Source organism: Nonomuraea sp. CA-141351 (genome assembly GCF_050944675.1).
Classification (GTDB): domain Bacteria; phylum Actinomycetota; class Actinomycetes; order Streptosporangiales; family Streptosporangiaceae; genus Nonomuraea.
Genome location: NZ_CP191982.1, coordinates 5,864,355 through 5,881,867 on the forward strand (window position 1 = coordinate 5,864,355; position 17,513 = coordinate 5,881,867).

The window sequence follows — 17,513 nt, forward strand, 5'->3', positions numbered from 1 at the left end:
CCACGGCCCGCCTGCGATAATGGCCGCAGCGCCGGCGTACGGCCGGAAAACGATGGAGGAGCCCTGTGCCGCTGACCTCGCAGCCGCCCCCGGGGTCCCGGTGAGGCCCGTGTACGTGGCCGCCGCCGTCCACGTACCGGCACCGCCGGAACGCGTGTTCGCGTTGGTCACCGACTGGGACCGGCACCGGGAGTGGATGTTCATGACCGACGCCCGGCAGGTGGGCGAGCACGCCGTCGAGGCATACACCGGGGTGCGGCCGTTCGGGTTCCTGGACACGATGACGATCACCCGCTGGGAGCCGCCGTCGCTGGTGCGGGTCGTCCACACCGGCCGCGTGGTGCGCGGCGAGGGCGTCATCCGGATACGGGCGCAAGACGGCGGCACCCGCGTCATCTGGGCCGAGCGGCTGCGGTTGCCGTTCGGGCTCCTGGGCCGGGCCCTGTGGCCGCTCGCCCGTCCCGTGGTCGTCGCCATCCTGCGCCACTGCCTGCGCAAACTGGCCGCCCTCCCCCACCGGACCTGACGCCGGGGTCACCCTCCTGGACGGAGGAGAACCTTGAAGGCGCGGGCGGTGTAGGCATGACATGGCTCCCTACACCAGACGCCGAGCGCTCATCCTGTGCGGCGCCGCCGCCGTCCTGTCGGCCTGCGCCGCCGACGAGCGGCCCCGGACCGCACCCGCGAAGGCCCCGCAACCCGGGCGGCTGTTCGCCGACACCGCCGCCGGGCTGACCGTCGTGGACCTGGCAAGCGGCACGGTCCGCGCCACCTACCCCGGCACGGTCGCCGAACACCGCTGGGCCAGGCTCTACCAGCTCAACGACGGCCACCTGCGCACCTACCAGGCCGGCAACGGCACCCTCATCGACGACCTGCGAATCGCCGGCCCGAAAACCCGGCAGGTCAAGGCCGTCTCCACCGACCTGGCCGCGCTCGGCCCGCCGCCGGGCCCGCGGTCCCGTACCACGATCACCCTGGCCACCGCCGGACGGCAGCGCACCCTCGACCTCGACGGGAACATCGAGCCGGAGGCGTTCTCCACCGACGGCAGCGCGATGTACATCCTGGATCGCCTGCCCCCGCAGGCCCCCGACCGCTACCGCGTGCGCGTGTACGACCTGGACAGCGGCACGATGGGCGCCCTGCTGACGCGCGACAAGCGGCAGATCCCGCCCGGGCAGGAGGAGGAGATGCACGGCCAGGGCCGCCAGGCCGTCCTCGACCCCGTCCAGAACATCCTCTACACCCTCTACACCCACCAGGACGCCCACCTGCACACCCGCGACCTGGCCGCGGGCAAGGACCTCAGCCCGGGGGTGCACGCCTTCGTGCACGTCCTCCACCTCGACCAGCGCTGGGCGTACTGCCTGGACCTGCCCGCCCCGTTCGGGCTCGGCCCGCCCGAGGCGCACGCGCTGGCGGTGGAGGACGCGCGGCTGTACGTGTTCGACGCCTCCACCGGCCGCGTGATCCTGGCCTCCACCCGCGACCTGACCATCACCCGGACGGGGCTGCCGGGCAGGCTCATCACCCCGGGTCCGGCCTCCCCGCCGGTCCGGGGCTCCGACTCCGGTGCCTGGCAGGCCGGCGGCTCGGGTGAGGCGTTCGCGGTGGCGGGCGGCGGGCGGCTGTTCATGGCAGCGGGCAGGCGGCTGCTGGTGTCCGACGGTGCCACCCTCGCGCCGCAGGCCGCCTGGGACCTGCCGGGGCAGGCGCGCGGGCTGGCGTACCTGGAAGGAGAACTGCTGGCCGGAGCGGGTGAGCAGGTGCTGCGCCTCGAGCCGCGTACGGGCGCCCGGCTGGGCACCATGACGCTCCCGGGCCTGCGCACGCTCCGCCACGCCGAACGCACCGCCGGATGATCTCCCACGGGCCCGAGTAGGGCGGCTAACTCGTGTACGCCGCCTCGCGCCCGGCACGGTGGCGGACGACCGCGGCGGCGAACGCCGAGATCACCGGGTGCGGGCGCCGCCCGTCCCCCCACAACTCCGGCTGGAACATCGTGGCCAGGAAGAACGGATGACCGGGCAGCTCGGCCGCGCGCACCGCGCCGTCGTCGGCGTGCCCGCAGAACACCAGCCCGTGCCCGGCCAGCGTCTGCTTGTAGGACTCGTTCAGCCCGTAGGAGCAGATGTAGGACTCCATCGTGGTGGACTGCCCCATGATGTGCTCCATCAGCGTGCCGGGCGAGATCCGCACCAGCCCCTCGTGCCCGGCCAGCGAACACGCCAGCGGCGTGAGCAGGAACTCACGCGCGCCCGGCTCGTTCTCGGCGTGCGCCACGTCCAGCCCGCACACGTGCCGCGCGTACTCCAGCAGCATGTGCTGGAACCCGCCGCACGTGCCCAGGAACGGGATCCGCTGCTCGCGGGCGATGCGCGCCGCCTCCACGGCGCCCGCCTCGTCACGGTACGGGCTGCCGGGCACCATCCAGATGCCGTCGAAGCGCTCCAGACCGGACACGTCGGTGGTGGAGATCCAGTACGGGTCGAGCGCGATGTCGTCCCGTTCCCGCAGCGCCTCGACCACCAGCGGAATCCGGACGTGCGAGCGAACACTGGGAGAACGATCTCCCACAAGGGCGATTCTCATGCCCCCATCGTGGCAACCGGCCCTGGTTAAGCGCCAACGATGATTTCTGCATCTGCTATAAGCAATGCTGATGGATCCTCATCTGCTGACCACGTTCGTGACCGTCGCCCGGCACGGCTCGTTCTCCGCGGCCGCCGCCGAACTCGGCTACACCCAGTCAGCGATCTCCCAGCAGATCGCCGCGCTGGAGGCCGACCTCGGCCTGCCGCTGCTGAGCCGTCGCCCGGTCGAGCCCACCGAGGCCGGGCGACGGCTGCTGGAACACGCCGGGCCGCTGCTGCTGCGGCTGCGCGCGGCCCGCGCCGACGTGCTGCGCGCCGCCGCCCAGCCCCGGCACCGGCTACGCCTGGCCGCCTCTCCGCTGGCGATCAACCCCTTGCTGGCCGCCCGGCTGGCGCGGGCGCGGGCCGCGCAGCCGCGCCTGGAGGTGACGCTGCACACGTGCGGGCGCGACGAGGTCACCGCGAAAATCGCCGAAGGGGAGGCGGACCTGGGCCTGGCCGACGGCATCGCCGCCCCCAGCGACCCGCTGCGCCTGCCGGACGCCGGCCCGATGACGGCCGCCGGGGCGGCCGAGGAGGAACTGGTCGTCGCCCTGCCGGCCGACCACCCCTTGGCGGGGCGGTCGGCGTTGCGGCTGGCCGACCTGGTGGACGCGCGCTGGCTGCAGACGCCGCTGTGCCCGCTGGCGCGGCTGCGCGACCTCGTGGGCGAGGGGTTCCCGGTGGGGCTCGACTACCGGGGGGACGACGTGCACACGGTGGTCAACCTGGTGGCCGCCGGCCACGGACTCACCCTCCTGCCCGCCTCCGCCCTGCCCGCGCGATCGCCGCATTCAGCGCCGGCCTGCGGGGTGTCGCTGGCCTCGCCCCGGCTGGTGCACCGCGTCGAGCTGCTGCACGGCGCCCTTCCCCTCGGCCCGGCGGCCGATTTGGCACAGGCCCTGTCGGTCTGACGGCATTCGGCACCAGCATGATCACCCCGAAGAACGCGCTGCCGGGCCGGGGGGCAGTCCTCGCCTACCGCCTGGAACGTATCCTCGGCTTCCATGAAGTACGTGCTCATGATCGGGCTGGACGAGTCCAACGTTCCCGAGGAGATCGCCCGCCACGGGTGCGGCGGCTGGAGCGAGGAGATGACGCGGCGGGGCGTGGTCAGGGGCGGGCTCGGGCTGCGGCCGGCCGCCGAGGCCACCACGGTGCGGGTGCGCGACGGCGACGTGCTGCTGACCGACGGGCCGTTCGCCGAGACCAAGGACCAGATCGGCGGGCTGAGCGTCATCGAGTGCTCCGGCCTGGAGGAGGCCGTCGAGATCGCCTCGAAGCATCCGGTGGCCCGCTACGGCTCGATCGAGATCAGGCCGCTGCTGGACCTATGACCGACCTCGAGACCGTCTTCCGCCGCGAATGGGGCCAGATCGTCGCCACCCTCATCCGCCTGACCGGCGACTGGGACCTGGCCGAGGAGTGCGCCCAGGACGCCTTCGCCGCGGCGCTGGAGCGCTGGCCGCGCGACGGCGTGCCCGACCGGCCGGGCGCCTGGCTGACCACGGCCGCCCGCAACCGCGCCACCGACCGGCTGCGGCGCGAGGCCGTCGGCGCCGCCAAGCTGAAACAGGCCGCGCTGCCGGAGGGCCCGCCGCCGGCCGTGGACGACTTCCCCGACGACCGGCTGCGGCTGATGTTCGCCTGCTGCCATCCGGCGCTGTCACTCCAGGCGCAGGTCGCCCTGACGTTGCGCACGCTGGCCGGGCTGAGCACCGCCGCGATCGGCCGGGCGTTCCTGGTGCCCGAGCAGACCATGTCGCAGCGCCTGGTCAGGGCCAAACGCAAGATCCGCGCGGCGGGCATCCCGTTCCGCGTGCCCCCGCCCCACCTGCTGCCGGCGCGCCTGCAGGCCGTGCTCGGCGTGCTCTATCTGCTGTTCAACGAGGGCTACGGAGGCGCCGACGAGCCGGTCAACGAGGGCCATGGAAACACCGACGAGCCGGTCAACGAGGGCTCAGGAAGCTCCGGCGGGCGGGGTCTGCGCGGTGAGGCCATCCGGCTGGCCCGGCTGCTGGCCGGCCTCATGCCCGGCGAGCCCGAGACGGGCGGCCTGCTGGCCCTGATGCTGCTGCACGAGGCCCGCCACGCCACCAGGACCGCCCCCGACGGCACGCTCGTCCCCCTGGAGGAGCAAGACCGCGCCCGCTGGGACCGCGCCCGCATCGACGAGGGCGTACGTGTGCTGGAGGAGGCGCTGGCCCGCCGCGCCGCCGGCCCGTACCAGGTGCAGGCCGCCATCGCCGCCTGCCACGCCACCGCCGCTGTCCCCGAGGCGACCGACTGGCCGCAGATCGCCGTCCTGTACGAGCGCCTGGCCCGCCTGCTGCCCTCCCCCGTGGTCGAGCTCAACCGGGCGGTGGCCGTCGCCATGTCCCACGGCCCCGAGGCCGGGCTGCGACTGGTCGACCGCCTGACCACGCAAGGGGCTCTGGACGGCTACCACCTGCTGCCCGCCACCCGCGCCGACCTGCTGCGCCGCCTGGACCGCCGTGCCGAGGCGGCCGAGGCCTACCGCCAGGCGCTGGCCCTGGCCACCGCCGAGCCCGAGCGCCGCTACCTCACCCGCCGCCTGGCCGAGGTCACCACCTGACCCTCCAGGGGTCCACAACGCCCGCGCGGTGACTGGCAGCCAACGCAGGAATGGGAACCGGCCGTGGCGACCAGTGGCGCGGGTCGAGATCTGCTCGGCGAAGATGCGGGTGATGCCTGCGACCTTGAGCGCGTCGGTCCGGGTGCCGAGTGACCGGCGCAGGGTGCCGCGCCACCCCTGCTTACGTGGTCGGACCGGAGTACTCAAGGGCCAGCTCGTCGGCCAGGTCGGACGCAACTTCGATGGCGATCTCGATCGCTCGGGCTGCCAAGGGAGAGTGGGTACGGCCGGCCCGCCAGTGCAGGCAGACCTTGCGTGGGGGAATGGCCGGTCGCAGTTCGTGGACGCGGAGCCGGTCGTCGGACTCGGCGTCGGCAGCGTGGATGGCGAGCCACGGCAGCACTGCCGATCCCATCCCGGCTCGCACCATCGACAGCAGCGTCTCGTTGCCTGCCGTACGGAAGACGATCTTCGGGTTCGCGCCGGCGCGGGTGAATGCCTCCTCCATCCTGGGCTGGTCGCAGGTCGACGGCCAGGCCACCAGCGGTGCGCCGTCGAGCTGGTCCAGCGGGACTGAATGCTCGGAGAAGGTGCCGCGCCTGGCCACCAGCAGGTACGGATCGTCGAGCAGCTTGACATGCTCGACGTCGCCGTTGAGGGGGCTGTCGTAGAACAGCAGGTCGAGATCGCCGATCTGAGGCGCTTCCGGCTCTTCCTCAGACAGCCGGATGTCGCAGCCGGGGTGCTCGTCGCGCAGCCGGCGTACGAAGACCGGCAAGATCACCGTGGATACGCTCTGGAGGGTGCCGATGTCGATCCGGCCGTCGCCGGCCTGGAACCGGTCCACGGCCTCGGCCAGGGCTGCCGCCTTCGCCAGCAGCTCGCGTCCGTGCTCGAGGACGACGGCGCCGAGTGGTGTGATCCGTACCGGTCTGGGCCCACCCGGTCGATCGAACACCGGGCCGCCGACAGACCTCTCCAACGCGGCGATCTGCTGGCTCACGGTCGACTGGGTGTAGCCGAGGCGGGCCGCCGCCCGGCCGAACGAGCCCTCCTCGGCTACAGCGGCCATCGCGGCCAAGTGCCTCAGTTCGAGATCGGTCACAGGTCCCAGCGTACTCCCAACCATCGCTCCTAGCGATCGAGCTGATCGGAAACAATCGCTTTTCACGATGGCGCCTGGCTCCTAGCGTGGCTGGCATGACAGTAACCACCGTTGCACCGACGAAAGCTCGAAGCCCTCTCCTGCTCGTCGGGGCCGCCCTGGCGATCGTCTACGTCGTCTGGGGCTCGACCTACCTCGCGATCCGGATCATGGTCGAGGAGATGCCGCCCCTCGTGAGCGCCGGTGTCCGCTTCCTGACGGCCGGCCTGCTGGTGGGCGGTGCGCTGGCGGTGCGTGACGGTCTGGGTCGACTGGCCGTGACCCGCCAGCAGCTGCTGGGGTGCGCGCAGATCGGGCTCTTGCTGCTCGTGATGGGCCAGGGCCTGGTGACCCTTGCCGAGAATGGCGGGGCTCCGTCGGGGATCACTGCGTTGCTGATCGCGGCAGTGCCGCTGTGGGTGATCTGCCACCGTGTCCTGTCGGGCGACCGCCCCGCTGGTCGGACGGTGGCGGGTGTGGCGATGGGCTTCGGCGGCATGGTCGTGGTGGTCACCGCGAACGGTCTCGGTGGCGCCTTTCCGGTCTGGACCATGGCAGTCATCCTCGTCGCAGGCCTGTCGTGGGCGTTCGGCTCGTGGTACCAGCCGCGGATTGCGCTGCCTCGTGACCCGTTCGTGGTCGCGGTCTACGAGATGCTCATCGGTGGTGGGGCGCTGACGATCATCGGGTTGGCCGGTGGCGAGCGCTTCGACCCGGCCGCCTACTCGGCCCGATCCTGGGCGGCGTGGGGCTACCTGGTCCTGTTCGGATCCGTCCTGGCGTTCTCCGCCTACATCTGGCTGCTGCAGTCGACGGCGACCTCTTTGGCGGCCACGTACGCGTACGTCAACCCGCTGGTGGCCGTGTGCCTGGGATGGCTGATCCTCGCCGAACCAGTGACGGTGCCGACCCTCGTCGGCGGCGTGATCGTGGTGCTCGCGGTCGCCGTCGTCGTGCGCTCCGAGTTCCACCGATAAATCCGGGTTCCAACGATCAAGGGAGAGTCCAATGAGCACATTCGTGTTGATCCACGGCGGAGGGGACGTCGGATGGTCCTGGCACCTGGTGGAGGCCGAGCTACGAGCGCGTGGGCACGACGTGCTGGCTCCCGACCTTCCAGGTGATGACGAGTCTAAGACCCTGGCGGACTACGCCGACGCCGTGGTCGAGGCCGTCGGTGACAAGCAGGACCTGGTGGTCGTGGGCCACTCGTTCGGTGCGTTCACCGCCCCGTTGGTCGCCGATCGGCTGCCCGTCGATGTGCTGGTCCTCCTGGCAGGCATGATCCCGTCGCCGGGTGAGTCGCCGGATGAGTGGTGGGCCAACACCGGCTACCAGAGCGCGGTGGAGGAGCAGGCCAAGCGCGATGGCGGTTTGACCGGCAGCGCGGATCCATTCGTGAGCTTCTACCACGATGTACCCCGGGAGCTGGCCGAGGAGGCGATGGGCAAGGGACGCGACCATCCGTCCAGGGCCGCGACGGCCGCTCCGTGGCCGTTGGATGCGTGGCCGAACGTGCCGACGAGGTTCGTGATCTGCAGCGAGGACCGCTTCTTCCCGCCCGGCTTCTTTCGCCGGCTGGTGCCCGAGCGCCTGGGTATCGTCCCCGACGAGATCGCGGGCGGCCACTGTGTCGCACTCAGCCGCCCCGAAGAAGTGGCGGACATGTTGGCGGGCTACGCGGCCACCGCGTCTGCCACGAGGATCGAGCAGTGAACCGTTCCTTGGCGGCGGCCGGCCCGACGGGCGTCGAGGCATGGACCCGGCCTGCGCAGACCGCCGCCAAGCGCCAGCTCTGGCACGCCGGGATCGTCGTCGCCATCACCGATCTCCGCCGGCAAGAGACGAGCCCGTATGACGTCGCCGTCGCCCTCTCGCCCGGCGCCGATCCGGCGTTCTCCGCCAAGGCGGTCGCCACCTGGTGGCCGGCGGACCTCCCGCCGGAAACAGTGTCGCTGGACCAGACGCGAGGCGTACTCCGCGAAGGCCTGATCGGTATCGAGAGGATCCGATGACGGTGATGTCCAACCAGCAGGGTCCCCAGATGCGGCCGAACTCCGAGCCGACCGCGGGTGAGCACGGGACCAGGCAGACCGACCTGTTCGACTACGACGCAGAGTTGCGTCTGCACAACGACCTCTTCCGTGCCGCTGCCCGCGTCGGCTCGCGCGACCGTGTGCTCGACATCGGCTGTGGTACGGGGCAGTCCACGCGCGAGGCCGCCCGCGCCGCCGTCACCGGAAGCGTGGTGGGCGTCGACCTCTCTGCGCCAATGCTCGAACAGGCCCGTCAGCTCAGTGACGACCAGGGGCTGCCCAACATTACTTACCAGCAGGCGGACGCTCAGGTTCACCGCTTCCCATCGACGCATTTCGACCTTTGTATCAGCAGGTTCGGAGCGATGTTCTTCGCCGACCCAGTCGCCGCGTTCACCAATATCGGGCGCGCTCTGCGCCCCGGAGCGCGCCTCGTGCTGCTGGTCTGGCAAGATCGCGACCGCAATGAATGGGCCTCCGCGATCCGCCAGAGCCTCACCGCCGCAACGGCCACACCCGCACCTCCCACCGGCGGTCCAGGCCCGTTCTCACTCGCCGATCCGGCCATCACGCAAGGCATCCTGGCGGCGGCAGGCTTCACGCAAGTCAGCTTCACCGACGTGCACGAGCCCGTCTTCTACGGCCCGGACACCGCCGCCGCCTTCGACAACGTGCTGCGCCTACGGGAATACAAAGACCTGCTTGCCGGCCTCGACACCGCGACAGCCGAGCAAGCACGCACGCGGCTACGCGACACCCTCGCCGCCCACAACACCGACAGCGGCGTGTACTTCGACTCGCGTGCCTGGATCATCACAGCCCGCCGTCACTGACCACCGCACCCAATCTGACCCGAACATCCAGCCGGCCAGTGCCACTGCTCCGCGACAGTGGCCGCATCGTCACGACCTCGTCCGTGGCGACCCGGATGGCCGGCCCCCACCAGATGTCCTTCGCCATGACGAAGAGCGCGGCCGAGAGTTCCCGCTGGTCAGCGTGCCCCTCCCCGCTTCTCCCCCAGCCGGAATTGTGACTTTGAGCCTTCGACGGCGAGGACTTGTCGCTTGGTGTCAGCCGGTGCCTGGCCCGACGCCACGCAGGAGGTTGGCGACCAGGCTCACCGCGAAGTCGTCGGTGATGGGCTGGTTGGGCAGGAGCAGACGGTGATAGCAGGCGCCCCAGAGCTGGTCGATCAGGACCTCGGGGTCGATGTCGGGGCGCAACTGTCCGCGTGACTGCCCGCGTCGCATCGCCTCCACGGCGAGCGCTCGCCGCGGGCCGGAGTAGCGCTCCAGGAGGGCGGCGGACAGGTCGGGATCGGTCTGGGCCTGGCCGATGAGCTCGGCGATCACGCGTCCGGCGGGCGTCCGCGTGAGGAGGTGGACGAACGCGCGGATCTGCGAGGTCAGGTCCGCCTCGATGTCTCCGCTGTCGGGGAAGGTCAGGGTGGATTCGACGGCGTGGAAGTAGCCGTCGAGGGCGAGCGCCCCCTTGGACGGCCACCACTTGTAGATGGTCGTCTTGCTGACGCCGGCCTCGTCGGCGACTCCCTCGATGGTGAAGGTGCCCATGCCCTCGTTCAGCAGCAGGGCACCCGCCGCCGCGAGGATCTCGGCGCGCACCTCGTCCGCCGGGCGCCGCCCGCGGCCACGCCGCACCCGCAGGTTCGGTTCGTGCTCTGGCATCCGCAGACCTCCCTCGTCCACACTCCCCCAACCCTGACATATGGACGCCGCGTCCACAATATGTTTATATGGACCATGCGTTCATAAATGACAGCCCTGGAGGCATCGCCATGTCGAACATCAAGAGGGTCGCACTGGTCACCGGAGCGTCAGGGGGCATCGGCCGAGCCGTCGCCCACCGGCTCGCCGCCGACGGCATGGCCGTCGGCGTCCACTACGCCGGCAACAAGGCCGCCGCCGACGATCTTGTAGAGGCCATCGAAGCGGACCACGGCCGGGCGGTCGCGGTCGCGGGCGACGTCGCCGACGAGAGCGCCATGTCCGACGCGTTCGACCAGGTGGAGGCGGCGTTCGGCGGGATCGACGTCGTCGTCCACACCGCCGGGGTGATGGTCCTCGGCCCGGTCGCCGACTTCGACCTGGACGCGCTCGACAGGATGCACCGCACCAACATCCGCGGCACGTTCGTGGTCGCCCAGCAGGCCGCGCGCCGCGTCCGGCCGGGCGGGGCCATCGTGACCTTCTCCACCTCGGTGACCCGGCTCGCGTTCCCCGGCTACGCCCCCTACGTCGCCAGCAAGGGGGCTGTCGAAGCCATGACCTTGGTGCTGGCCCGCGAGATGCGCGGCCGCGACATCACCGTGAACGCGGTGGCCCCCGGCCCCACGGCCACCCCGCTCTTCCTCGACGGCAAGGACCAGGAGACCATCGACCGCCTCGCCGCGCAGCCCCCGATGGAGCGTCTCGGCACGCCGGACGACATCGCCGAAACCGTCTCCTTCCTCGCCGGACCGGGGCGGTGGGTCAACGGCCAGGTCATCTTCACCAACGGCGGCATCGCCTGACGGACGCGACGTCGGATCGCTTCAACGACAACGCCCAAGCGAGGTCCAGGAGATCCTGCTCGATGACGCGACACGGCCTTCGTCGAGCTGTTCGAGGGAGTAGGTGCTTGAGCGGCAACCGAACGGCCCGTGACGTCAAGGAGCCGGGCGGGGCCCGTCTTGTCGTCACCGGCCGTTCCGATGAGGATGCCATGCGGGTTGGAGTGGGTGGGCAGGGCGCGGGCGGGTCAGGTGATGGAAGGCAAGAGAGGGTCATAGCTGTGTGGCCGTGCGGATCAACCCGGCGAGGGCGAGGGAGCGGCTGTGCGCGGGCCAGGCGATGTGGGTGACGACGGGGGGTGCGTCGGTCAAGGGGACGGCGGTGTGCTCGGCCCATAGCCGGGCGCGGGCGGAGTCGGGGAAGACGGCCACGGTGCGTCCGAGGGCGATCAGCTGGGCCAGCTGCGTCTGGTCGTGGATCTCGGGGCCTGGGCCGGGCGGATACGTGCCGTTGCGGGACCAGCGGGCGAGCGGAAGATCGGGGATGTCGCTGATGTCGGCCAGGGACAGAGTCTTGTGCGCCGCGAGGGGGTGCCCGGCGGGCAGGATCGCGATCTGCCCCTCGGTCATCAGTTCCTCGCTGTCGAACCCGGCGAGGGAGTTGAACGGCACGTGCATGAGCGCCACATCAGCGCGGCCATCGCGCAGCATTTCTTCCTGCTCACACATGCCGCTCGGTAGCACCTCGATCTCGGCGGCGTCAGGCTCGGCCGCGTAGGCGTCGAGGAGCTTCTGCAGCAGTTCGTGAGACGCGGCGGCCTTCACTGCCAGCACCAGGCGGTTGCGGGGGGCACCTGGTCTGTCGGCGCCACCGGCGCGACGGGTGCGGCGAGCGGCGGCGGCGGTCGCGTCGAGGGCAGCGCGGCCCTCCTGCAGCAGCACCTCTCCGGCGCCGGTCAGCCAGACACCGCGGCGGTTACGTTTCAGCAGGGAGACGCCGAGGCGCCGCTCGAGTTGCTGGATCGCCCGGGACAGCGGTGGCTGGGCCATGCCGAGGCGCTCGGCGGCGCGGCCGAAGTGCAGTTCCTCGGCGACCGCCATGAAGTACCTCAACTCGCGGGTCTCCAGGGTGTCCACGGCCACACCATACCTCAGTGATACCTACCAGGTATGACAGGGCACTGTATCGGTGTTGGATGCGCCGCTCGTTCGCGAGCGAACATCGACGGCATGAGCGAAACGAAGATCGCGCTGGTCACCGGCGCGAACAAGGGAATCGGGTACGAAATTGCGGCCGGGCTGGGCGCCCTCGGGTACCGAGTGGGCGTGGGAGCCCGCGACGAGGCCCGGCGCGAGACCGCCGTTGAGAAGCTGCGCGCCGCCGGGGTGGACACATTCGGGGTGCCGCTGGACGTCACCAGCGACCAGAGCGTCACCGATGCCGCGGAACTGATGGAACGGCGAGCCGGGCGCCTGGACGTCCTGGTGAACAACGCCGGTATCTCGGGAGAGACGGGGCCGGGGTGGGTGCAGGACCCGACCACGCTCGACCTCGACGTGGTCCGCACGGTCGTGGAGACCAACGTCATCGGTGTCATCCGGGTGACCAACGCGATGCTGCCACTGCTGCAGCGCTCGGCGTCGCCACGCATCGTCAACGTCTCCAGCGCCGTCGCCTCGCTGACCCGGCAGGCGGACCCGGACGTCGAGATCGGCCCCATCATGGCGGCCTACTCGCCGTCGAAGTCGTTCCTCAACGCCGTCACCGTGCAGTACGCCCGGCAGTTCGCCGGTACGAACATCCTGATCAACGCCGCCTGCCCGGGCCTGGTCGCGACCGACTTCACCGGCTTCCATGGACCCCGCACTCCTGAGCAGGGCGCAGCCACGGCGATCCGGCTCGCCACGCTGCCCGACGGCGGCCCGACCGGTTCGTTCTTTGAGGACGACGGCGTCATCCCGTGGTGACCCCGAACCTGTCGTGATCAGCCCAAAGCCCGGTCTCCATCGGCGTCGTCCACAAAACCCTCACAGACGCCCGGCCCGAGACCCAGCCGAACACGTACCCGCCGACCACCCCGCGCACCTTCCGCTCCCGCAGCCACCCCAACCCATCGGTGAAGATCGCCTTCGGGCCGTCGCCCGACGTCCAGGGCGGGCCGTGACCCACGCCGCGAACTCCGGCTCGCCCGCTGCGAAGTCCTTCCACCCGTACGGCCGCCGGATGTCCCGCAGATGATCGAACGGCGTCTCCCGCCGCTCGGTGTACTGCTTCACCTTGGCCGGGTCCTCAACCTCCGGTTGCTCGGCCACGAACTCCAGCACCGTGCCCGGCACATCGAGGGGGTCCTCCAGGAACGACCCCCGGCGGCCCGCTAACGCCACTGGCCGTTCGGTTGTCGCTCAAGTCCCGAGTAGCCGGCGAACTCCAGGCCGGGACGTTGGGCAGACGGTTCAGAGCCAGACGGTGCCGAGCCAGACGGTTGCCGCGGCGGCAGCCAGGAGGGCGATGTTGAGTCCGATCAGCCGGGCCTCGCCGCGGCTCAGGTGGACCGCGATGCCGCCGATCTGGATCAGGACGAGGCCGATCGCCGCGGCGATGGCGAGCCAGGGCGCGATCCCGGTCAGCGGCGGCAGGATCAGGCCGGCCGCGCCGAGGACTTCCAGGACTCCGATCACGCGGACGAGCGGCATGGGAACGGTGTCGACCCAGCCCATCATCGGCTGGAGCTGCTCCTGGCTCTGTGCGCTGGTCACGCGATGGTTACCAGCGGTAAGTAGCCCCATGATGCGTCAATTGAAAGCCCTACAAAAGGCACATGCGTGTGCGCAGATCCCCGGGATCTCCCAGCGCATGCTGACCCTGACGCTCCGGAACCTCGAACGCGACGGCCTGGTATCCCGGACGGTGCACGCCGAGGTCCCGCCACGGGTCGAACACGCACTGACCCCCACCGGCAAACCAATGACCCGATGCCCCTGAACCCCGAACAGGCCCCAAGCCGAAACTCATCACCCGTCCGGTGACATTTGCATCTGTTTGCTCCGGGCCTTCGAGTGGAGGATCGGTTCGCGTAACCCCACCTCAAAGGGAGCATTCATGACCGTCTCACCCGTGGCCAAGACCGTCCGGATCGAGCGCACCTACGCGACCACACCGGAGCATGTGTGGCGCCTGTGGACCACCAGTGCCGGTATCGAGTCCTGGTGGTCACCCGACGGCTTCACCGTGGAGGTCGGGAAGCTGGACCTGCGGCCCGGCGGCGAGCTGATCTACACGATGACCGCGACCGCGCCCGAGCAGGTCGCGTTCATGGAGGGCGCCGGGCTGCCGCTGAGCACCGAGTCGCGCAAGACCTTCGTCGAGGTGGACGAGCCCGCGCGGCTCTCCTACACCTCCCTGGCCGACTTCATCCCGGGCGTGGAGCCGTACGACTTCCTCACCGTGCTCGAGATCCGGCCCTCCGGCGACGGCGTCCACGTCGTCATGACCATGGACGCGATGCACGACGAGGAGTGGACCCAGCGCCTGACGGCCGGTCGCGGCAACGAGATGGACAACCTCGGCCGGGTCATCAGCGCAGGAGAATGATCTCGCCGGGCTCGTGGTGCGCACCATCTCGTCCATGAACGGCCACGACACCGCCACCTTCGGCCCCCGCCTCCGTCGATCGGCGATCGGCGCGGATCCGGGTCCTCGGCACGCTGGTACACCAGAGACCGCACCGGCAGCCGAACCCGGCACCCGGCACCCGGCCGCGGCCTCTACTCTGGTCAGCCAGGTGAGAGGACGGGAGGTGGGCGGATTGGCGGAGCTGTGGCGATCCGACCGCGTCGTCCGGCTGGCTCCGGTCGGCGCGGTCGCCTGCAGCGGCCTGCTGCCCTTGCTGCAGGTCGCGCTGGCGTTCAGCTATGTGGGCAACGACTCCCGCACCGGACTGTGGAGCATCGCGGCGACCGCGGTGTACCTGCCTCTGCACCTGCGCCACGTCTGGTACGCGGCACGTGCCACCCGCCTCCAGGCCGGCCACTGGACATTCGCGGCGATGGCGGTCATCATCCTCGCCACCACTCCACTGGCCGGGAACATGTGGCCCCGCGCCTACGCGAGCCTCGCCGTGTCGGCCGTCCTGGTCCTGCCCGGCCCGTGGTCATTCGTCGCGTACCTGTCGCTAATGATCGCGGCGGCACCCGCCTCCCTGCTGCTGGGCCTGCCATGGAACGCCGCGCCGTGGCTCACCCTCTCGGTGCTCTGCGGCAGCGGGGCCATACTCCTGCTCGTCTGGCTCTCCGCCGCTCTCGTCCGCCTGCAGTCGGCCAGGGAGGTGCTCGCCCAGCGGGCGGTCGCACAGGAGCGGCGCCGCATCGACGACGACCTCCGTCGTACCCTCGGCACTGCCCTGGAGTCCCTCGCGGTCCGCGGCGCACGCGCCGCGGACCTGCTGACGACCCCGCTCGACAAGAGGGCTGATCTGGTGGCGGAGCTGTCCGGGCTCGCCGACGATTCCCGGCGTACGCTCGCCGAGGCCAGGCAGCGGGTACGCGGCTACCGCCAGCCGTCCCTCCGAGCCGAACTCGACACGGCCGCCGCCCTGCTCTCTGCGGCCGGCATCGAGACCCGCCTGCAGCTGCCCCGCACGGGCATCCCCGACACGATCGCGCCGCAGCCCCGGGCGGCCCTGCGCGCGACGGTCACCGGCCTGCTGCGCACCGACGGAGTGAGCGCCTGCACGATCACGGCAACCGTCCTGACCAGCGGAGTACGCCTGGAGGTGCGCGCCGACGACACCACCGAAACCATTGACGTGCAGCCCCACATCGCCACGTCCGAGGCCCGCCCATGACCCCGCCGATCGTGCCGCGGTGGGTCGTGCGCCATCCCCTCTGGCCGCTGATCGTCCTGCACGTCCTGCTGGCCGTACAGGTCCCCGTCTACACGACCCTCGGCATGGACGGCCCACCCGGCAACCCGGTCGCCGCCACCGCCGCCTTCGCCCTGGCCCTCTGCCTGGGCCTGCGACACAGCCTGGCCGCCTCCAGGGGCGAACGCCCGGCGGGCTGGCCCTGGACCCTGGTGGCGCTCGCCGTCCTCGCCAACGTCCCCCTGTGGTGGCTCGGCTCGAACTGGCAGGCCTTCACCGCCTTCGCCCTCGCCTCGATCGTGATGCTGCTACGCGGCCGTCTGATGCTGTTCGCGGCGATCACGCAGCTCCTGCACAACCCGGTGAAGGAGGTGATCGCCATGCTGCGCGACGACGCCCACACCATCCCCCAGGCCCTCCTCCTGGGCGCGTACGCACTGTTCAGCCTCATCCTGTACGCCGGCACGCTGGTCGGCGGCGCCCGCCTGGTCCGGCTGCTGAACGAGCTGGAGGCCACCCGCACCGAGCTGGCCGCCACCGCCGTCGGCGACGAACGCATCCGCGTCTCGCGCGACCTGCACGACCTGCTCGGCCAGAGCCTGTCGGCCATCTCCCTCAAAGGCGACCTTGCCCTCCGCCTGCTCGCCAAGGGCACCGTCGCCGCCCGCGCCGAGATCGAGAGCCTGACCGGCGTGGCCCGTGACGCGCTGCGGGATGTACGGGCGATCACCCGCGACCAGCACACCGTGTCGCTGCGTACGGAGATCGACGGCGCCGCGGCCCTGCTCGGCGCCGCAGGCGTCGACACCCGGCTCGACGTGGCGGACGTGCCGTCGCTGTCCGAGTCCGCGCAGAGCGCCCTGGCGTGGGCCATCAGAGAGGGCACCACGAACCTGCTGCGCCACAGCGAGGCCGGTTCCTGCACCATCACGCTTTCCCGGCAGCGCGGGAGAATTCGGCTGGAAATCGTCAACGACGGCGTCCGCAGCGCCCCCGGCCTGGGCAATGGTTCCGGGCTCGCCGGGGTAGCCGAGCGAGCCGAAGCCGCGTCCGGCTCGTCCGAGGCCGGTGTCCACGACGGCCGCTTCCGGCTGTCTGTCGAGGTTCCCGAGGAGGTCGCGTGATCCGCGTGCTGATCGCCGAGGACATGCACATGATCAGGTCCGCGCTGGTCGCGTTGCTGTCGTTGGAGGACGACATGGAGGTGGTCGCCGAGATCGAGCGCGGGGACGAGGTACTGGACGCCGCGCTGCGGGTGCGCCCCGACGTCGCGGTGCTGGACATCGACATGCCGGGGCTGGACGGGCTGTCGGCCGCCGAGCAACTGTCCGCGCGGCTTCCCGGCTGTCGCACTCTCGTGCTCACGGGGCTCAGCCAGCCGGGCAACCTGCTGCGTGCGCTGAAGGTGCACGTGAAGGGATTCATCGTGAAGGACGCCCCGGCGCAGACCCTCACGGACGGGATCAGGCGGATCGCGAGAGGCGAGCGGGTGATCGACCCCGAGCTCGTCGCGGCGGCGCTCGAGACGGGCAGCAGCCCGCTGACGGCCCGCGAGACCGAGGTGCTTTGTGCTGCGGCGAGCGGCATCCGCATCGCCCAGATCGCCACCCAGCTCTCGCTGTCGCAGGCCACGGTCCGCAACTACCTGTCGAACGCGATCAGCAAGGTCGGCGGGCGCAACCGCATCGATGCCATCCGCATATCTCGCGACGCCGGCTGGCTCTAGCGTG

At 70.9% G+C, this 17,513-nt stretch carries 21 protein-coding genes and 1 pseudogene; 16 read left to right on the top strand and 6 right to left on the bottom strand.

Features of this window, described 5'->3' with window-relative positions:
* Positions 1 to 100: 100 nt before the first annotated feature.
* The gene (locus tag ACQPWU_RS27865; protein ID WP_433444671.1) at positions 101 to 526 is read left to right on the top strand and encodes an SRPBCC family protein; all 426 of its coding nucleotides are present in this window, start codon (positions 101 to 103) and stop codon (positions 524 to 526) included.
* A 61-nt stretch (positions 527 to 587) separates the two neighbouring features.
* A complete protein-coding gene (locus ACQPWU_RS27870) occupies positions 588 to 1,865 on the top strand; it encodes a hypothetical protein (RefSeq protein ID WP_433444672.1) in 1,278 nt (425 codons plus the stop codon).
* Between the two features lie 25 nt (positions 1,866 to 1,890).
* Here the strand turns inward: ACQPWU_RS27870 and ACQPWU_RS27875 are convergent, their stop codons facing one another.
* Positions 1,891 to 2,595: a CTP synthase C-terminal region-related (seleno)protein gene (locus tag ACQPWU_RS27875; protein ID WP_433444673.1), complete on the bottom strand. Its 705-nt coding sequence runs from the start codon at positions 2,593 to 2,595 to the stop codon at positions 1,891 to 1,893.
* Between the two features lie 70 nt (positions 2,596 to 2,665).
* On the opposite strand from ACQPWU_RS27875, the gene ACQPWU_RS27880 reads away from it, so the two are divergent.
* The 3 genes from ACQPWU_RS27880 (at position 2,666) to ACQPWU_RS27890 (ending at position 5,232) form a co-directional block, all read left to right on the top strand.
* Entirely contained in the window at positions 2,666 to 3,550 is an 885-nt protein-coding gene (locus ACQPWU_RS27880; protein WP_433444674.1) for a LysR family transcriptional regulator, read from the top strand.
* A 93-nt stretch (positions 3,551 to 3,643) separates the two neighbouring features.
* Entirely contained in the window at positions 3,644 to 3,973 is a 330-nt protein-coding gene (locus ACQPWU_RS27885) for a YciI family protein (protein WP_433444675.1), read from the top strand.
* On the top strand, positions 3,970 to 5,232 hold the full coding sequence (locus tag ACQPWU_RS27890; RefSeq protein ID WP_433444676.1) for an RNA polymerase sigma factor: 1,263 nt from the start codon (positions 3,970 to 3,972) through the stop codon (positions 5,230 to 5,232). Before ACQPWU_RS27885 ends, ACQPWU_RS27890 begins: the two co-directional genes overlap by 4 nt.
* A 181-nt stretch (positions 5,233 to 5,413) precedes the next feature.
* On the opposite strand, the gene ACQPWU_RS27895 is transcribed toward ACQPWU_RS27890, so the two are convergent.
* Positions 5,414 to 6,337, bottom strand: a complete 924-nt coding sequence (locus tag ACQPWU_RS27895) for a LysR family transcriptional regulator (RefSeq protein WP_433444677.1) — start codon at positions 6,335 to 6,337, stop codon at positions 5,414 to 5,416.
* A 95-nt stretch (positions 6,338 to 6,432) separates the two neighbouring features.
* Here ACQPWU_RS27895 and ACQPWU_RS27900 point away from each other — a divergent pair, with 95 nt between their 5' ends.
* From ACQPWU_RS27900 to ACQPWU_RS27915, 4 genes are read left to right on the top strand one after another with little or no spacing between them, the layout of a single operon-like run.
* Positions 6,433 to 7,353 (top strand): EamA family transporter, encoded by a 921-nt coding sequence (locus tag ACQPWU_RS27900; protein ID WP_433444678.1) that lies wholly within the window; start codon positions 6,433 to 6,435, stop codon positions 7,351 to 7,353.
* 31 nt (positions 7,354 to 7,384) lie between these two features.
* Entirely contained in the window at positions 7,385 to 8,092 is a 708-nt protein-coding gene (locus ACQPWU_RS27905) for an alpha/beta hydrolase (protein ID WP_433444679.1), read from the top strand.
* Positions 8,089 to 8,391 carry a hypothetical protein gene (locus ACQPWU_RS27910; RefSeq protein ID WP_433444680.1) on the top strand — a complete coding sequence of 101 codons (303 nt, stop codon included), beginning with the start codon at positions 8,089 to 8,091 and terminating at the stop codon, positions 8,389 to 8,391. Before ACQPWU_RS27905 ends, ACQPWU_RS27910 begins: the two co-directional genes overlap by 4 nt.
* A 5-nt stretch (positions 8,392 to 8,396) precedes the next feature.
* Complete coding sequence (locus tag ACQPWU_RS27915; protein WP_433444681.1) at positions 8,397 to 9,245, top strand: class I SAM-dependent methyltransferase; 849 nt, start codon at positions 8,397 to 8,399, stop codon at positions 9,243 to 9,245.
* A gap of 237 nt (positions 9,246 to 9,482) precedes the next feature.
* Here the strand turns inward: ACQPWU_RS27915 and ACQPWU_RS27920 are convergent, their stop codons facing one another.
* Positions 9,483 to 10,097 carry a TetR/AcrR family transcriptional regulator gene (locus ACQPWU_RS27920; protein WP_433444682.1) on the bottom strand — a complete coding sequence of 205 codons (615 nt, stop codon included), beginning with the start codon at positions 10,095 to 10,097 and terminating at the stop codon, positions 9,483 to 9,485.
* A gap of 110 nt (positions 10,098 to 10,207) precedes the next feature.
* On the opposite strand from ACQPWU_RS27920, the gene ACQPWU_RS27925 reads away from it, so the two are divergent.
* Complete coding sequence (locus tag ACQPWU_RS27925) at positions 10,208 to 10,942, top strand: SDR family oxidoreductase (RefSeq protein ID WP_433444683.1); 735 nt, start codon at positions 10,208 to 10,210, stop codon at positions 10,940 to 10,942.
* A gap of 252 nt (positions 10,943 to 11,194) precedes the next feature.
* Here ACQPWU_RS27925 and ACQPWU_RS27930 read toward each other — a convergent pair whose 3' ends face one another.
* Positions 11,195 to 12,058: a LysR family transcriptional regulator gene (locus tag ACQPWU_RS27930; protein ID WP_433444684.1), complete on the bottom strand. Its 864-nt coding sequence runs from the start codon at positions 12,056 to 12,058 to the stop codon at positions 11,195 to 11,197.
* Between the two features lie 93 nt (positions 12,059 to 12,151).
* On the opposite strand from ACQPWU_RS27930, the gene ACQPWU_RS27935 reads away from it, so the two are divergent.
* Positions 12,152 to 12,889 (top strand): SDR family oxidoreductase, encoded by a 738-nt coding sequence (locus ACQPWU_RS27935; protein WP_433444685.1) that lies wholly within the window; start codon positions 12,152 to 12,154, stop codon positions 12,887 to 12,889.
* Between the two features lie 60 nt (positions 12,890 to 12,949).
* Here the strand turns inward: ACQPWU_RS27935 and ACQPWU_RS27940 are convergent, their stop codons facing one another.
* Together ACQPWU_RS27940 and ACQPWU_RS27945 are read right to left on the bottom strand one after the other, a co-directional pair.
* Entirely contained in the window at positions 12,950 to 13,306 is a 357-nt protein-coding gene (locus tag ACQPWU_RS27940) for a DUF4158 domain-containing protein (protein WP_433444686.1), read from the bottom strand.
* 69 nt (positions 13,307 to 13,375) lie between these two features.
* Positions 13,376 to 13,678, bottom strand: coding sequence for a DoxX family protein (locus ACQPWU_RS27945; RefSeq protein ID WP_433444687.1), 303 nt, complete (start codon positions 13,676 to 13,678; stop codon positions 13,376 to 13,378).
* Positions 13,679 to 13,754: 76 nt separating this feature from the next.
* Here ACQPWU_RS27945 and ACQPWU_RS27950 point away from each other — a divergent pair.
* The 5 genes and pseudogenes from ACQPWU_RS27950 to ACQPWU_RS27970 all read left to right on the top strand — a co-directional run.
* Positions 13,755 to 13,889 (top strand): annotated as a pseudogene (locus tag ACQPWU_RS27950) (winged helix-turn-helix transcriptional regulator); the annotation flags it as partial.
* Between the two features lie 132 nt (positions 13,890 to 14,021).
* Positions 14,022 to 14,513 carry an SRPBCC family protein gene (locus ACQPWU_RS27955; RefSeq protein WP_433444689.1) on the top strand — a complete coding sequence of 164 codons (492 nt, stop codon included), beginning with the start codon at positions 14,022 to 14,024 and terminating at the stop codon, positions 14,511 to 14,513.
* A 205-nt stretch (positions 14,514 to 14,718) separates the two neighbouring features.
* A complete protein-coding gene (locus tag ACQPWU_RS27960; protein WP_433444690.1) occupies positions 14,719 to 15,765 on the top strand; it encodes a hypothetical protein in 1,047 nt (348 codons plus the stop codon).
* Positions 15,762 to 16,907, top strand: coding sequence for a sensor histidine kinase (locus ACQPWU_RS27965; protein ID WP_433444691.1), 1,146 nt, complete (start codon positions 15,762 to 15,764; stop codon positions 16,905 to 16,907). The genes ACQPWU_RS27960 and ACQPWU_RS27965 overlap by 4 nt, the downstream gene beginning before the upstream one ends.
* Complete coding sequence (locus ACQPWU_RS27970; protein ID WP_433444692.1) at positions 16,904 to 17,509, top strand: response regulator transcription factor; 606 nt, start codon at positions 16,904 to 16,906, stop codon at positions 17,507 to 17,509. Before ACQPWU_RS27965 ends, ACQPWU_RS27970 begins: the two co-directional genes overlap by 4 nt.
* The last annotated feature ends 4 nt before the right edge of the window (positions 17,510 to 17,513 follow it).

Excerpts from the sequence above, each read along its gene's own strand:
- ACQPWU_RS27915 (WP_433444681.1), top strand. The coding sequence starts at position 8,397 with ATGTCCAACCAGCAGGGTCCCCAGATGCGGCCGAACTCCGAGCCGACC.
- ACQPWU_RS27965 (WP_433444691.1), top strand. The coding sequence starts at position 15,762 with ATGACCCCGCCGATCGTGCCGCGGTGGGTCGTGCGCCATCCCCTCTGG.
- ACQPWU_RS27885 (WP_433444675.1), top strand. The coding sequence starts at position 3,644 with ATGAAGTACGTGCTCATGATCGGGCTGGACGAGTCCAACGTTCCCGAG.
- ACQPWU_RS27920 (WP_433444682.1), bottom strand. The coding sequence starts at position 10,097 with ATGCCAGAGCACGAACCGAACCTGCGGGTGCGGCGTGGCCGCGGGCGG.
- ACQPWU_RS27875 (WP_433444673.1), bottom strand. The coding sequence starts at position 2,595 with ATGAGAATCGCCCTTGTGGGAGATCGTTCTCCCAGTGTTCGCTCGCAC.
- ACQPWU_RS27925 (WP_433444683.1), top strand. The coding sequence starts at position 10,208 with ATGTCGAACATCAAGAGGGTCGCACTGGTCACCGGAGCGTCAGGGGGC.
- ACQPWU_RS27935 (WP_433444685.1), top strand. The coding sequence starts at position 12,152 with ATGAGCGAAACGAAGATCGCGCTGGTCACCGGCGCGAACAAGGGAATC.
- ACQPWU_RS27955 (WP_433444689.1), top strand. The coding sequence starts at position 14,022 with ATGACCGTCTCACCCGTGGCCAAGACCGTCCGGATCGAGCGCACCTAC.
- ACQPWU_RS27900 (WP_433444678.1), top strand. The coding sequence starts at position 6,433 with ATGACAGTAACCACCGTTGCACCGACGAAAGCTCGAAGCCCTCTCCTG.
- ACQPWU_RS27870 (WP_433444672.1), top strand. The coding sequence starts at position 588 with ATGGCTCCCTACACCAGACGCCGAGCGCTCATCCTGTGCGGCGCCGCC.
- ACQPWU_RS27890 (WP_433444676.1), top strand. The coding sequence starts at position 3,970 with ATGACCGACCTCGAGACCGTCTTCCGCCGCGAATGGGGCCAGATCGTC.
- ACQPWU_RS27905 (WP_433444679.1), top strand. The coding sequence starts at position 7,385 with ATGAGCACATTCGTGTTGATCCACGGCGGAGGGGACGTCGGATGGTCC.
- ACQPWU_RS27880 (WP_433444674.1), top strand. The coding sequence starts at position 2,666 with ATGGATCCTCATCTGCTGACCACGTTCGTGACCGTCGCCCGGCACGGC.